At 74.3% G+C, this 13,813-nt stretch carries 9 protein-coding genes; 6 read left to right on the plus strand and 3 right to left on the minus strand.

Going from position 1 to position 13,813, the window contains the following annotated elements:
• Positions 1-8: 8 nt before the first annotated feature.
• Complete coding sequence (locus tag ACZ7OU_RS37320; RefSeq protein ID WP_470258853.1) at positions 9-3,422, minus strand: condensation domain-containing protein; 3,414 nt, start codon at positions 3,420-3,422, stop codon at positions 9-11.
• 214 nt (positions 3,423-3,636) lie between these two features.
• Between ACZ7OU_RS37320 and ACZ7OU_RS37325 the strand changes: the two genes are divergently transcribed.
• The 6 genes from ACZ7OU_RS37325 to ACZ7OU_RS37350 all read left to right on the plus strand — a co-directional run bounded on the left by ACZ7OU_RS37325 (position 3,637) and on the right by ACZ7OU_RS37350 (position 9,765).
• Entirely contained in the window at positions 3,637-6,234 is a 2,598-nt protein-coding gene (locus ACZ7OU_RS37325; protein ID WP_470258854.1) for an ATP-binding protein, read from the plus strand.
• A gap of 63 nt (positions 6,235-6,297) precedes the next feature.
• Positions 6,298-6,435 carry a hypothetical protein gene (locus tag ACZ7OU_RS37330; protein WP_392777392.1) on the plus strand — a complete coding sequence of 46 codons (138 nt, stop codon included), beginning with the start codon at positions 6,298-6,300 and terminating at the stop codon, positions 6,433-6,435.
• An 82-nt stretch (positions 6,436-6,517) separates the two neighbouring features.
• Complete coding sequence (locus ACZ7OU_RS37335; RefSeq protein WP_470258855.1) at positions 6,518-7,051, plus strand: MauE/DoxX family redox-associated membrane protein; 534 nt, start codon at positions 6,518-6,520, stop codon at positions 7,049-7,051.
• Between the two features lie 25 nt (positions 7,052-7,076).
• Positions 7,077-7,568 (plus strand): TlpA family protein disulfide reductase, encoded by a 492-nt coding sequence (locus ACZ7OU_RS37340; RefSeq protein ID WP_470243047.1) that lies wholly within the window; start codon positions 7,077-7,079, stop codon positions 7,566-7,568.
• Positions 7,565-9,355: an ABC transporter ATP-binding protein gene (locus tag ACZ7OU_RS37345; RefSeq protein ID WP_470258856.1), complete on the plus strand. Its 1,791-nt coding sequence runs from the start codon at positions 7,565-7,567 to the stop codon at positions 9,353-9,355. Before ACZ7OU_RS37340 ends, ACZ7OU_RS37345 begins: the two co-directional genes overlap by 4 nt.
• Entirely contained in the window at positions 9,352-9,765 is a 414-nt protein-coding gene (locus ACZ7OU_RS37350) for a S26 family signal peptidase (protein WP_470258857.1), read from the plus strand. Before ACZ7OU_RS37345 ends, ACZ7OU_RS37350 begins: the two co-directional genes overlap by 4 nt.
• Here the strand turns inward: ACZ7OU_RS37350 and ACZ7OU_RS37355 are convergent.
• Positions 9,738-12,614, minus strand: coding sequence for an AfsR/SARP family transcriptional regulator (locus ACZ7OU_RS37355; protein ID WP_470258858.1), 2,877 nt, complete (start codon positions 12,612-12,614; stop codon positions 9,738-9,740). The two genes, ACZ7OU_RS37350 and ACZ7OU_RS37355, sit on opposite strands and share 28 nt — an antisense overlap.
• Before the next feature lie 91 nt (positions 12,615-12,705).
• Complete coding sequence (locus ACZ7OU_RS37360) at positions 12,706-13,395, minus strand: M15 family metallopeptidase (protein ID WP_470258859.1); 690 nt, start codon at positions 13,393-13,395, stop codon at positions 12,706-12,708.
• Positions 13,396-13,813 lie beyond the last annotated feature (418 nt).

The following is a 13,813-nucleotide window of genomic DNA, read 5'->3' on the forward strand; positions in this document are numbered from 1 at the left end:
CCGTACCGCTAGCCGGCCGCCAAGCGGCGTACCGTGCCCTCGCCGGTGAACAGGTCCCGCAGCGCGAGGGTGAAGCCCTTCTCCTTCGCCAGCGCCACCAGCTTCAGTGCCGCGAGCGAACTGCCCCCGAGTTCGAGGAAGGGTGTCCGCGCGTCGACCCGGTCCAGTCCGAGCACCTGGGCCACGACCCCGGCCAGTTCGACCTCCCGCGGGGTCTCCGGCGCCGCCGCCTCGACGTCGGCCCGGACGGGTCCGAGCGCGGGGACGGGCGCCGACCACCCCGGCTGGGCACCCTCGACCAGGCCGACGAGCTTGCCGACCGAATCGGTGCCGGTCGCCCGGCCGATCGCGTCGAGGACCTCGCTCAGCGCGGCCATCACCCGGTCCACCGACCCGGCGTCGAAGTAGGCCAGGTCGTACTCGACCTGGAAGGACAGCCGGCCGCCGGCCGCCGTCACCCCGGCGGTGAACGGGTAGTTGGTCCAGCCGAAGTTCTCCTCGTGCCGCACCCGCACGTCGCCGAGCTCGGCCCAGCCGATGCCGTGCGGGATGTTCTCGAAGATCAGCAGCGACTCGAACAGCGGGTGGCCGCTGGGCAGCCCGGGGTTCTGCTGGATGAGCGGCAGCGGGTAGTTGTCGTTGGCGCGCGCGGTGATCTGGGTCCGCTGCACCTGCCGCAGCCAGTGCTCGAGGGGCTGGTCGGCGTCCAGCGGCAAGCGCATGGGCAGGATGTTCACGAAGATGCCGACCATCTCCTCGACGCCGGCCAGCGCCACCGGGCGATGCGTGACGGTCATGCCGAAGCAGACGTCGTCGCGGCCGCTGATCCCGCCGATCACCGCGGCCCACGCGGCCTGCACCAGCGAGTTGAGCGTGAGCTGGTGCTCGCGGCCGTAGGCGGTCAGCCGGTCGGTCACGTCCGCCGCGATCGGGTAGCCGGCCGCCGCGTGCAGCTCGTGCCCGCTCGCGGACAGCCCCCGCTGCACCGCCCGGCCGATGGCGGTCGGGCCTCGGAACCCGCTGAGCTGGTCGAGCCAGTACTCACGGGCCGGGCCGGTGTCCTGCTGGCCGATGAAGGACACGTAGTCGCCGAACGCGCGGGTCGCCGGCAGCCGGGGTGCTTCGCCGGCGTGCCCGGCGCGCAGGAACTCCAGGGAGTCGCGCAGCATCAGGAACAGCGACCACACGTCGAGGATGAGGTGGTGGTAGCTGAGCACGAGCCGGTGCCGCGCGTCGCCGACCCGGATCAGGATCAGCCGGAACAGCGGTGCCTGCTCGAACGCGAAGCCACGCTGCCGGTCCTCGGACAGGTATTCCACGAGCTTGGCTCGCTGGCCGGCCGGGTCGTCGGCGGCCCAGTCCAGCACCGTCCAGGCCACTTCGGCGTGGCGCTGTACCACCTGCCGCGGCTCGGCGGACCCGTCGGTGGCGATCCGGACGCGCAGGATCTCGTGCCGGTCCACCACCCGCTGCCAGGCCTGCCGGTAGGCCTCCGGATCGAGCTCGCCGTCGAGGGTGAAGAGGAACTGCTCCACGTACACCGCGGACTCCGGGTCGAGCAGCGAGTGGAACAGCATGCCCTTCTGCATCTCGGTGAGCGGGTAGACCTTCTCGATGTCGCCGGAGTCGTCGGCGTCGTGGTCCCCGGGCGCGAAGCCGGCCGGGACGAAGTCGGGTTGCCGGGCGCCGGTGCGGCGCAGCTCGCCGATGTGCACCGCCAGCTCCGCGACGGTCGGCGTGGCGAAGACCTGGGTCGCGGTCAGCCCCAGCCCGTCCCGGTTGGCCCGCGCGCTGATCATGAAGCCCTGGATGGAGTCGCCGCCGAGGGCCAGGAAGTTGTCGTGCACCCCGACCCGGGGCAGCGACAGCACGTCGGCCCACAACCGGCACAGCTCGGCCTCCAGCTCGGTGCGCGGCGGGGTGTACTCCTCGGCGAGCTCGAGGCGGGCTCCCGCCAGCTCCCCGATGGCCCGGCGGTCCACCTTGCCGTTGTGAGTCAGCGGTAGTGCGTCCAGCACCGAGAACGACGCGGGGATCATGTGCTCCGGCAGATGCCGGGCCAGGTACCCGCGAAGGGCGGCGGGGCCGGGCGGCTCGTCCGCGCAGGTGAGGTGGGCGACGAGCCGCTGGTGCCCGCCGGCCCCGCGGCGTCCGGAGACCACCGCGCCGGTGATGCCCGGCACCTCCTTGAGCCGGGCCTCCACCTCGCCCAGCTCCACCCGGTGGCCGGCGATCTTGACCTGGTCGTCGATCCGGCCGAGCAGCTCGAACGGGCCGTCGCCGACGCGCCGGCAGAGGTCACCGGTGCGGAACACCCGGCCCGCGGCCGTCTCGGCGAACTTCGCCGCGGTCAGCTCGGGCAGCCGGTCGTAGCCCTCGGCGATGCCCACGCCGGACAGGCACAGCTCGCCGGTCCGCCCGTCGGCGACGGGACGCAGGTCCGCGTCGAGCACCGCGAGGTCCAGCTCGGCCGGGAAGCCGATCGGGACGAAGCCCTCGTATTCAGCGCCGGGCAGGCATTCCCAGCAAGCTCCGTAGAGCGCCTCGGTGAGCCCGTAGATGTTGTACAGCCGAGCGGGCAGGCCGGTGGCGAAGTACTTCTCCGGAAGCTCGCCCGGCATCGCGTCACTGCTGCAGAAAACGTGCCGGAGCGACGTGTTCGCCGCGAAACCGGGACTGTCGAGCATGCCGGACAGCAACGCGGGCACCACCATCACCGTCGTCACCCCGGCGCCGGTGACCAGCTCGACCAGCCGGTCCGGGTCCTTGTGCTCGCCCGGCGGCACGATGATCGTGGTCCCGCCGGACAACATCGGCCAGAACACTTCGCGGACCAGGTTGGTGACGCTGAGCGTCGTGCGCAGCAGGTGCCGGTCGCCGGGCCGCAGCGCGAACCGGTGCTGCAGCCACTGCTGGCCGCTGAGCAACGCGCGGTGGGTGAGCATCACGCCCTTGGGCACACCGGTGGAGCCGGAGGTGTAAAAGATGAACGCCAGCGCGTCCGCCGGCAGGTCCACCGGTTCGTGACCGCCGCCGGCGTCGAGCAGGTCCTCCACCGCCACCGTGCGCACGCCCGCCGGGTAAGGAGCGCCGAGCAGAGCGCGCTCGGTCAGGACCAGGCCGGCCTGGGAGAACTCCAGGATCGCGGACCGCCGCTCGGGCGGGTCGTCCGGGTCGACCGGCGCGCAGACCGCGCCCGCCCGGAGCAACCCGAAGAGGGCGGGCAGCAGGTTCAGCGAGCGGTCCAGGTGCAGGCCGACGCGCTCGCCCGGCCGCACCCCCAGCGCGGCCAGACCGGCGGCGACCCGGGACGCCGCGGCGTCGACCTGACCGAACGTGCTCGAGTCGCCGCCGAGGACGGCCGCGGTCCCGTGCGGTCGTTCCTGGGCCTGGACCGTGAGCAGATCGTGGAGGAACCGCATGCGGGAACACCCTCTTCCGGTTCTGCGCCAATCGGATGCCGGAGCAAGCGTCGCGCGGGTCGCCGGTCGCGGGATCGGTGAACACTGCCTGTTTTGGCCGCCCGGTTGCCCATTTTGGGCGGGCACGACCTGCGGTGCATCCCGACTGTCGACAGGTTGTCGACGGATCACGGGAGGGTTGAGATGCGTTGCCACACGAATCTAGGGGGACTTCGTGAAACCGCTGACCCGGATGGCGCGGGAACCGGCACGGGCGTTTTCGGGCGCTGGTCGACTACTCGAGCGCGACACGCTGCTGGCCGAACTCGAGCGCGCGTCGGACGAAGACCGGCCCACCGGCCGGATCGCGCTGGTGACCGGCGAGGCCGGGAGCGGGAAGTCCGCGCTGGTGCGGTCGTTCGCGCAGCGGCAGGCGGGCCGGGCGGAGGTTCTCGTCGGGCTGTGCGACCCGCTGGCGCGGTCACGCCCGCTGGGTCCGCTGCACGACATCGACGCCCAGGTCGGTGGTGGGCTCGCGGCCCTGCCGGCCACCGGCGACCGCGCCGAGGCGTTCGCCGCGTTCCTGGGCGGGCTCGCGCGTGCGCACCGGCGGATCGTGGTCGTGGTCGAGGACGTGCACTGGGCCGACGACGCCACCCTCGCTCTGCTGGCGTACCTCGGCCGCCGGCTCGATCGCACGTCGGCGCTGATCCTGCTGACCTACCGCGACGACGAACTGGGCGTCCACCACCCGTTGCACGCGGTGCTGGCCAGCCTCCCGTCGGAACACGTGTCGTACCTGCGGTTGCCGCCGCTGTCCCGGGACGCGGTCACCGCGCTGGGCCGGCGGGCCGGGCACGACGGCGCCGAGCTGTACCGGCTCACCGGCGGGAACCCGTTGCTGGTCACCGAACTGCTCGCGGCCGGGAATGACGCACCGCCCAAGATCCGGGCGCTGGTGCGGTCCCGGCTGTCCGGCCTGAGCGCGGCGGCCCAGGACGTCGTCCGCCTGGTGGCGGTCAGTCCGGACGGGGCCGAACCCTGGCTGCTCGAAGGCGCGGGGGCGGCCGGCCCCGCGGTGCTCGAGGAGTGCCTGTGCGCCGGTTTGCTGTCCAGCACCGGCGATCGGATCCGGTTCCGGCGCGAACTGCTGCGCCGCATGGTGCACGACTCGCTGCCCGCCTTCGCCCGGTGCGAACTGAACCGCCGGATTCTCGGCGTGCTCTCGGCGCGGCCGTCCGGCGGGGAGGTGGATCCGGCGCGGCTGGTCCACCACGCCGGGGAGTGCAACGACACCGCCGCGGTCCTGCGGTACGCGCGGGTGGCGGTCCGGCTGCCCGGGCACAGCGGCGCCGAACTGTTCGAGTCCTTCGCGCTGCACCTGTTCCTGGCCGGTGACGCCGAACAGGCCGTGACCGCCCGCCGGACGGCGCTCGCCCTGCGGGAAACGGCCGGCCGGCGGGAAAAGATCGGCGAGAACCTGCGCCTGCTGTCCCGCCTCTACTGGTGGACCGGCCACCGCGAGCAGGCGGAGGCGGCCGCGCACCGCGCCGTCGAGACGCTGGAGCCCGGCGGTGACGGCCCGCAGCTCGCGCTGGCGTACGGCACGCTGGCCCAGCTCGACGCGCTCGCGCACTCCCCCGCGGCGGCGCTCGCGCGCGGTGGGCAAGCGATGCGGATGGCGGCGCGGCTCGACGATCCGGTGAGCCTGGCTCCGGCGCTGATCGACCTCGGCACCGCTCGGCTCGCCGCCGGTGACGCCGCCGGGCGTCGTGACCTGAACCAGGGCCACGCGCTCGCGCGGGAGCACGGGCTGGTCGAGGACGCCGCCCGCGCGTGGGTGAACCTCGCGGCGGACGGCGTCGCGCGCCGTGATCCCCGCCCGGGGGATCTCGACCGGGCGCTCGGCTTCGCCACCGGGCACGACCTGCCCGGCATCGCGACGCAGGTGCTCTCGCTGCGCGCGTGGCAGCGGCTGGGTCACGGCGACTGGCCCGGCGCGCAGGAAGACGCGCTGGCCGTGCTGGGACGGCCCCGGCCGGCCGGCGCGATCGTGGTTCCGGCGTTGTGCGCGCTGGGACGGCTGCAAGCCCGGCGTGGCCACGCTTCCGCGGCCGGGCTGCTCCGCGAGGCGGCCGTCCCGGCCCGGGCGATGGGAGAGGTGCGGGGCATCGCGCTGGTCGCCGCCGCGCAGGCCGAGCACGCGTGGCTGGGGCACGCGGCGATCCCGGTGACGGCCGAGCTCACCGCCGCATTCGAGCTGGCGCGCCGGGCCGGTCATCCCTGGTACGCGGGCGAACTGGCGTGGTGGCTGCGCCGCGCCGGGGCCGAGCCCGAGGTCTCCGCTTGGTACGCGGAGCCCTATCGGCTGCTGCTCACCGGGGACTGGCGCGAAGCCGCGGCGGCGTGGGCGGAGCTGAACTGCCCGTACGAGGAGGCCGAGGCCCTGGCCGGCGGCAGCGACGACACCGCGTCGTTGCGCGCGCTGGAGACGTTCGACCGGCTCGGCGCCACGGCGGCCGCACGCCGGCTGCGGCGCCGGTTGCGGCGGCTCGGCGGCCTGCGCGTACCGCGGGGGCCCCGCCCGGCCACGGTGGCCAACCCGGCGAACCTGACCACGCGGCAGCTGGAGGTGCTCGCCCTGCTCGCCGACGGACTGCGCAACGCCGACATCGCGGCCCAGCTGATGCTGTCGGTCCGCACGGTCGACCACCACGTCGCCGCGATCCTGGCCAAGCTCGCCGTCGGTTCCCGCCGCCAGGCCGCGGGCGCCGCCCGGCAGCTCGGCATCGCCGTCGACGGCCGGGAGCCGTGCCCGGCCTCTCCGCGATAGCGAACGGATAGCGAGGCTGAGCCACGATCTCCCGGTCGATTCCCGCTAGTGAGAGGAGTGATCATGGCTCGCATGATCAACACCCTGGGTGACCGGTTGCTGGGGCTGTTCCTGCGCGAGGTGAAGGCCGGCGCCTGCGTCCCCGAGCACGGCCAGGTCTGCAAGACGTTCCACTACGACTGCTACGGCAGCTGCAAGTAACCACGGCGCCCACGCCTTTCCCGCCGCGGCCCTCGTGGCGGGAAAGGCGGTGCCTTGCCCGCACCGAAAGGAAGATCCACCGATGATCGGCGCCCAGTTCGTGCTCGCCGCCCGGGTCCTGGTCGGGCTGGTGTTCGCGGTCGCGGCCGTCGGCAAGCTCGCCGGGCGGGTGCGGCTGGCGGAGTTCGCCGACTCGCTGGCGCCGCTCGGCCGGTCGCCGGTGGGGTGGCTGCCCGTCGCCGCCGGGACCGCCGTCGCCGAACTGGCCGTCGCCGTGCTCGTCGCGTTCCCCGCCACCTACCGGCTCGGGCTCGGGCTGGCGACGGCGGTGATGCTCGTGTTCTGCGTCGCGATCGCCCGGTCGATGCGGCTGGACCGCCGCGTCACCTGCCGCTGCTTCGGCCGCTCCGGGGCGGTGCTCGGCCGTACCCACCTCGTCCGCAACACCCTGCTCGCCGCGTGGGCCGCCGCCGCACTCGCCGTCCCGGCGGGACCCGCGCTCGGCCTCGACACCGTCGCGGCCGCCGTGCTCGTCGGCGCGTCCGCCGCGCTCGTCGCGATCAACTGGGACAGCCTGGCCGGCCTGATACGCAAGCCGGACACCGCCCGCGGCTGAGCGAAAACACAGAAAGAGGTTCTTCATGTCGTTCCTGGTGGCCGTGGTCGCGGTGCTGGCCGTGCTGACGGTGCTCAACCTCCTGCTGTCCTCGGCGATCATCAGGATGCTGAACGAGCAGCGGCGGCCGGCGACGCCCGCGTTGCCGGCGGTGGGCACCGAGATCGGGGCGTTCGAGGTGACCGACGCCGACGGCGTGACCGTCACCGACCGCGAACTCGACGACGCGCTCGTCGCCTTCCTCTCGCCGACCTGCGGGCCGTGCCAACGCCTCGCCGGCAAGCTCACCGAGCCGACCGTCGCGTTCGTGCTCGACGGCGGTGACCGGGACAAGGCCGTCGAGTACGCGGCCGGTCTGGGCCCCGCGGTGCGCGTCGCCTTCGTCGGCGACCGCAGCCCCGTGTCGGCCGCGTTCGACGCCGGAGACGTGACCCCGACCCTGATCCGCGTGCGTGACCGGCGGATCGCCGCCGCCGGTCACGACCTCGACGCCGTGCGCCCGCAGCACGCCCGATGAACCTGTTCCGCACGGCGGGCCCCGCGTTCGGCATCGCCTGGCGCGCGTCGCGGGCGGCCACCGGCGGCGCGATCGCGCTGGCGGTGCTCGCCGCGGCCGTGCCGGCGGTGTCGGCCTGGCTGGGGAAGCTGCTGTTCGACGAGCTGGTCGGCGGCCGCGACCGGGGCCTGATCGTGCTGCTGGCCATCGGCTCGGCGGCCGGCCTCGCCCTCGCGACCGCGATCACCGCGATCGCCTCGTACTGCACCTCGGTCGTGCGGGCCAAGTCCGCGATCGAGGCGGAGGACCGGCTGGTCGGCGCGGTCGGCGCGCTGCCCGGGCTGCGCCGGCTCGAGGACCCGGCGTTCCTGGACCAGGTGCGGCTGGCCGAGCAGGGCGCACAGGAGGCGACGCCCGCGGTGCTGGCGCTGACCGTCGAGTCGGTGCGCGCCGGGGTCGCCGTCCTCGCGTTCGGCGGCGCGGTCCTGCTCGTGTGGCCGCCGATGGCCGGGCTCCTGGCCGCCTCACTGGCCGCGGCGGCGATCTCCCAGCTGACCCTGTCCCGCCTGCGCGTGCGGGAGGCCGAGGCGATGATGGCCACCCACCGGGAGCGCTTCCTGTTCCGCTCGCTGTGCTCGGACATCCGGGCGGCCAAGGAGATCCGGCTCTTCGGTCTCACGGATCTGTTCCGGGGACGCATGGTGGCCGCGGTCCGCCGGGCCACCGACGGCGAATGCGCGATGCAGCGCCGGATCGCGGTCGCCGGGGTCACCGCCGCGATCGTGTCGGCGGTGGTGGCCGGCGTCGCCCTCGTGGTCGCCGCGACCGGCGCCGCCCGGGGGTCGTTGTCCATCGGCGACGTCACCCTCTTCACGGCCGCGGTGGCCGGCATCCAGTCCCCGGTGAGCGCGCTGCTGGGCCAGGTCGGCCGGGCCGGCGGCTCGCTCGGGTTGTTCCGGCACTACCTCGACGTGGTGACGACCGCACCCGACCTGGTCTCCGGGACGGACGCCGTGCCCGAGCTGACGGCCGGCATCGAACTGCGTGACGTGTGGTTCCGCTACGACCCGACCGGCCCGTGGGTGCTGCGCGGGGTCGACCTGGTGATCCCGCGCGGCGCGGCGGTCGGGCTGGTCGGGGTGAACGGCGCGGGCAAGTCGACGCTCGTGAAGCTGCTGTGCCGCTTCTACGACCCGGACCGCGGCCGGATCCTGTGGGACGGCGTGGACATCCGCTCCTGCGACCCGGCGGAGCTGCGGGCCCGCATCGGCGCCACGTTCCAGGACTTCACCAGCTACGACCTGACCGCGGCCGACAACATCGGCATCGGCGACGTCACGCGCCTCGGCGATCTCGACCGGATTCGCGCGGCGGCCCGCCTGGCCGAGATCGACCCGGCGCTGTCGGCGTTGCCGCGCGGCTACGAAACCCTGCTGTCCCGGGCGTTCCTGGACGTCGACGACAAGGCGGGCGCGGCGTTGTCCGGCGGCCAGTGGCAGCGGGTGGCGCTGGCCCGGTCGCTCATGCGCGCCGAAGCCGACCTGCTCATCCTCGACGAGCCCAGCTCCGGCATGGACGCCGACGCCGAAACCCGGACCCACGAGGCCCTGCGCGCCCACCGGGCCGGCCGGACGAGCGTGCTGATCTCCCATCGCCTGTCCGCCCTGCGCGGCGCGGACCGGATCGTCGTGCTCGGCGGCGGCCGGGTGATCGAGCAGGGCACCCACGACGAGCTGCGCACCGCGGGCGGCGAGTACGCCCGGCTGTTCTCGTTGCAGGCCAAGGGATACGCGATGGTGGAAGCATGATGGCCGCGGGGGTCGTGCTCGCGGCGCTGGTCCTGCTGGTGCTGCTGGTCGTGCTGCGCCGCCGGTTCGTGGTGGCCCACGTCCGGGGCCACAGCATGGCCCCGACCTTCCACGACGGCGAGCGGGTCGTCGCGACCCGGCGGCGGCACTACCGCGTCGGCGACGTGATCGTCTTCCGGCCGCGGTCCGAGACGACCGATGTCGCCTGGCGCATCAAACGGGTCGCCGCGGTCGCCGGCGACCCGGTCCCCGCCTGGCTGGCGGCGGACCACCCGGTCGTCCCGGCCGGCCGGGTGGTGGTGGCCGGCGACAACACCGGCCACAGCGAGGATTCCCGCCAGCTCGGCTACATCGACGTCGCCCGCGTGGCCGGCGCGGTCCCTCACCGCCCCGCGCCGGAGGGCAGCTGACAGTCGATCTCCGCCAGCACCTTCTCCACCCCGGCCCGTTCGACCGGGCTGTCGAACTCGTCCTGCAGACGCAGGGACGCGTGGGCGACGCGGCGGGCGGCGTCCCGGTCACCGGCGGCCAGCTCGATCGAGGCCAGTGCGAGCAGCGCGGCGGACTCGGCGTCCGGGCGGCGGGTGCGGCGGGCCAGGCCCAGCGCCCGGTCCGCGGATCTCCGGGCGGCGTCCAGGTCGCCGTTCGCGCGGTGGGCGTCGGCTTCGGCGGTGAGGCACCAGGCCTGGCCGATCAGGTCGCCGTTCTGCTCCGCCAGGCAGCGGGCCTGCTCGGCGAGGGCGGCCGCGGTCACCGCGTCGCCGCAGGCCAGTGCGGTGCGCAGGACCACGAGCCGCACCTGCGCGCGGCCCTTCCAGTCGGCGGCGGCGTCGGCCAGCCGCAGGGCCTTCGTGCCGTGTACCTTCGCCGCGCAGAGGTCGCCGAGGTGGTCCCGGTAGAGGGCGGCCAGCGTGGCGTGGCAGCCCGACATCCCCGCCAGGTTGCCGGACTTCCGGAGGCACACGATCGCCTCGCGCACGGCGGTGATCGCGCGGTGCCAGTCCCGGCACCGCTCGTAAGCGTCGCCCAGCTTGGTCAGCACCTCCGCCCGCAGCGCGAGGTCGACGTCGGCCAGCGGCACCTCGCTCAGGATGCCGACGACGTCGGCGTACCGGCCGCGGTGCATCCGCGCCGTCGCCGCGACCAGCGCCGCGGTCACCCGCACCACCGGGTCCGGGCCGGCGACGTTCGCCAGGCGCGCGGCCGCCCGGGCGCCGTGGTCGGACAGGTCGAGCCGCACGAGCGGCGCCCGCAGCACCAGCAGCAGCGCCGCCGCGGCCCGGGGCCGGCCGCCGCGCACGGCCAGGCCGAACACGGCGAGCAGGACGTCGACGTCCGCGCCCACCCACGGCAGGGGTTCCCGCACCACGCGACCGACGACGTCCCGGTCGAGCGGCGCGGCGGTCTCGGCGAGCACCGCGTACCCGGCCCGCAGGCCCAGGATGCCCTCGTAGGCGTGCCCGGTCAGCGCGACCGCCCACCCGGCCAGCCGGTCCAGGGCGCCCGGGTCGAGTGACGGGCCGACCGTGCGGCAGTAGGCCCGCACGAGGTCGTGCATCCGGTGGCGAGGCACCCCGTCGCGCCCCGGCCCGGCCTGGTCGAGCAGGTTCATCGTGCACAGGTGCGCCAGCACCTCGCCGGTGCGGGCCAGGGGCACGTCGAGCACCGGCGCGAGCGGCCAGCCGGTGAACGTCGGCGCCCCGATCGCCGCCAGCGCCAGCATCGCGGTCCGCTCGTCCCGGTCCAGCAACCGGAAGCTGGCGTCGAGGCTGTCCCGCACGCTGCGCTGCCCGACCACCAGCTCCCGCATCCGCGTCGACTCGTCGGACAGCCGCGCGGCCAGCTCCGCGACGCTGAGCTTCGGGTACGCGGCGAGCTGCGCCCCGGCGATCCGCAACGCGAGCGGCACACCCCCGCACGCCTCGAGCACCGTCGCAACCGCGTCCTCCCCCTCGCCCTCGCGCTCCCCCAGCCGGGCCGCGCCCGCGACGTTCGCCAGCACCGTCCCGGCCACCTGGTCGGACAGCGGCGCGAGCGGCACCCGGACCGTCGGCTCGACCTCGGGCAACAGCGACCGGCTGGTCACGATCGTGGCGCAGCCCGGGTCGGCGGCCAGGAGCGGCTCGATCTGCCGGACGGTGGCGGCGTTGTCCAGCAGCACGAGCACCCGCTTTCCCGCGGTACGGCTGCGGAACTCCGCCGTGCGCTCCTCGACGGTGGCCGGCATCGACCGCGCCGGCACCCCCAGCGCCCGCAGGAAGCCGGCGAGGACCTCGTGCGGCGCGGCCGGCCGGGCGTCGGCGCCCCGCAGGTCGGCGTAGAGCTGCCCGTCGGGGTAGGCGTGCACCGACGCCGCTCCCACGTGGACGGCCAGCGCCGTCTTGCCGATCCCGGGCATACCGGTGACCAGTACCAGCGGCGGCGCGTCGGAGCGGCGCGCCACCGCGGCCCGGACCGCGGCCGACTCCGCGTCGCGCCCGGCGAACCCGGACGTCCGCGGCGGCAGCTGCGCCGGCACCACGGTCGCGGCCGGCAGCGTCTCGACGGAGAGGATCTCCGCCTCCAGCGCGAGCAGCTCCCGGGGCGGATCCATCCCCAGCTCGTCGCGCAGCACGCGCCGGGCCTCCTGGAACGCCGCCAGCGCGTCGGCCCGCCGCCCGGCGCGGTGCAGGGCCAGCATCCGCCGGCGGTGCAGGCCTTCGCGCAGGGGGTGCGCTCGGACCAGCGCGGTCAGCTCGGGCAGCAGCCGCGCGGACCGTCCACACAGGATCTCCGCGTCGATCCACTCCTCGACCAGGCAGATCCGCAGCTCCTCCAGCCGGGGCAGCTCCGCGCCGGCCAGGTGCGGGGTCACCCCGCCCAGCGGCGTCCCGGTCCACCGGTCGAGCGCGGACCGCAGCAGGACGGCCGTGTCCGCGGGATCCCCGGCCGCACCGGCCGTGCCCATCAGCCGCCGCACCTCGTCGACGTCGACGAGGCAGTCCAGCAGGTACCCGCTCGACACGGTGACCACGGCTCCCGCCGCGCCCGCCCGGTCGAGCGAGGCCCGGAGCTTGGACACCTGGATGTGCACCTGCGTCCGCGCGGTGGCCGGCGGCAGCTCACCCCACAGGGCGTCGATCAGCCGCTCCACCGACACCGGCCGCCGGCAGGCGAGCGCCAGCGCGGCGAGCACCGTGCGCCCCAGCCGTCCCTTGACCGGGACCGGCGTCCCCCGGACCCGCGCGCCGACGGGACCGAGCACCGTGGCTTCCAGCAATCCCCTGCCCGCACCTTTCGGGATCGACGATCCGCCCAGGACCGCCGCCGACCTGTCCGGCGACGATCCCGGGCGAATTTTCGTTACGGCGTCAGGGCTTCTCGAAGTGCTGGTAGTCGATCGGGGTGTCCCAGGAGCCGCCCCAGGTCCAGCCGCGGGTGGTGAACGCCTGCTCGGTGACGTCACCCGCGTGGATCATGCCGGGCGTGGTGAGCGTGCGGTCGACGTACGGCGCGCCGTTGGGCGGGTAGACCGCGCCACTGCCGGAGATGTACGGGTTCTGCACGGTGTTGATGTCGATGGCGCGCCCGTAGGAGTGGTTGGACCACGCGGTGCCGCCGGTGATCGCCCGGCAGTTGAACGCCGAGGTGTTGTTCGCCGCCATCGACGCGTCGTCGTCGGAGTTGTACTTCTCGACGGTCTCCATCCGCTCGATGGGGAACCGGCCGAAGTACAGGTCGGCGAAGGTGCGGGCGACCTCGGTGGCGCGGTCGGCGTTGACGACCAGTTCGCCCCGGTGCACCGCACCGTCGAAGCCGAGGAAGTTCAGGCTCACCAGCCGCAGCTGGTCGGGACCGACCGGGCAGCCCTCGTGCCAGCTGGAAGCGAGCCGTTCCGCGGTGACCGTCTTGATGACGGCGACGTAGGGCGGAAGGCCGCTGCTCGCCGGCGCGGCGATCTCCACGGTCTGGGCCGTGGCGGCCGGCGCCGGCGTGGCGCCGAGCAGGACCGCGGGCAGGGCCATCGCGAGGAGAGCAAGAACTCTCGTTCTCAAGTTCATGACGACAACACACTTTCTCTCGGTTTGCCGGAACAGCGGGGAAATCCGCAGAAGACTTTTCGGCCGGTGAAGCACCACCGGCACGACGAAGACGGCGTCGTCCGCCACGATCACTTCGTTGGTGTCAAAGGATGTGACGCGACTCCGCCGGACAGGTACCGCTCAGCTCTCGTGCCCGCGCTCGCGGCCGGCCGCGCGCGTTCGACGGCGGCCGGACTCCCGGAACGGGTCGTTCAGTGGGTTCCCGCGCCTGGGCGGGAACTGCCGGCGACCTTCACCGGCCTCCCCCGGCGCGGTGCCGACGTGATCCCCTACGTCGGCCATCGCTCTTCGCCATGCGGTCTTCCGCCTTCCCCAGTCACCGAGAGCGCCTTCATCCCCCAGGTGAGTGAAGGAACTCTCGCAAGATCGAACGTGC

Source organism: Amycolatopsis sp. NPDC114505, assembly GCF_055633615.1.

Coding starts and splice junctions, on each gene's coding strand:
- ACZ7OU_RS37330 (WP_392777392.1), top strand. CDS start 6,298: ATGGCTCGCATGATCAACACCCTGGGTGACCGGTTGCTGGGGCTGTTC.
- ACZ7OU_RS37360 (WP_470258859.1), bottom strand. CDS start 13,395: ATGAACTTGAGAACGAGAGTTCTTGCTCTCCTCGCGATGGCCCTGCCC.
- ACZ7OU_RS37340 (WP_470243047.1), top strand. CDS start 7,077: ATGTCGTTCCTGGTGGCCGTGGTCGCGGTGCTGGCCGTGCTGACGGTG.
- ACZ7OU_RS37345 (WP_470258856.1), top strand. CDS start 7,565: ATGAACCTGTTCCGCACGGCGGGCCCCGCGTTCGGCATCGCCTGGCGC.
- ACZ7OU_RS37350 (WP_470258857.1), top strand. CDS start 9,352: ATGATGGCCGCGGGGGTCGTGCTCGCGGCGCTGGTCCTGCTGGTGCTG.
- ACZ7OU_RS37320 (WP_470258853.1), bottom strand. CDS start 3,422: ATGCGGTTCCTCCACGATCTGCTCACGGTCCAGGCCCAGGAACGACCG.
- ACZ7OU_RS37335 (WP_470258855.1), top strand. CDS start 6,518: ATGATCGGCGCCCAGTTCGTGCTCGCCGCCCGGGTCCTGGTCGGGCTG.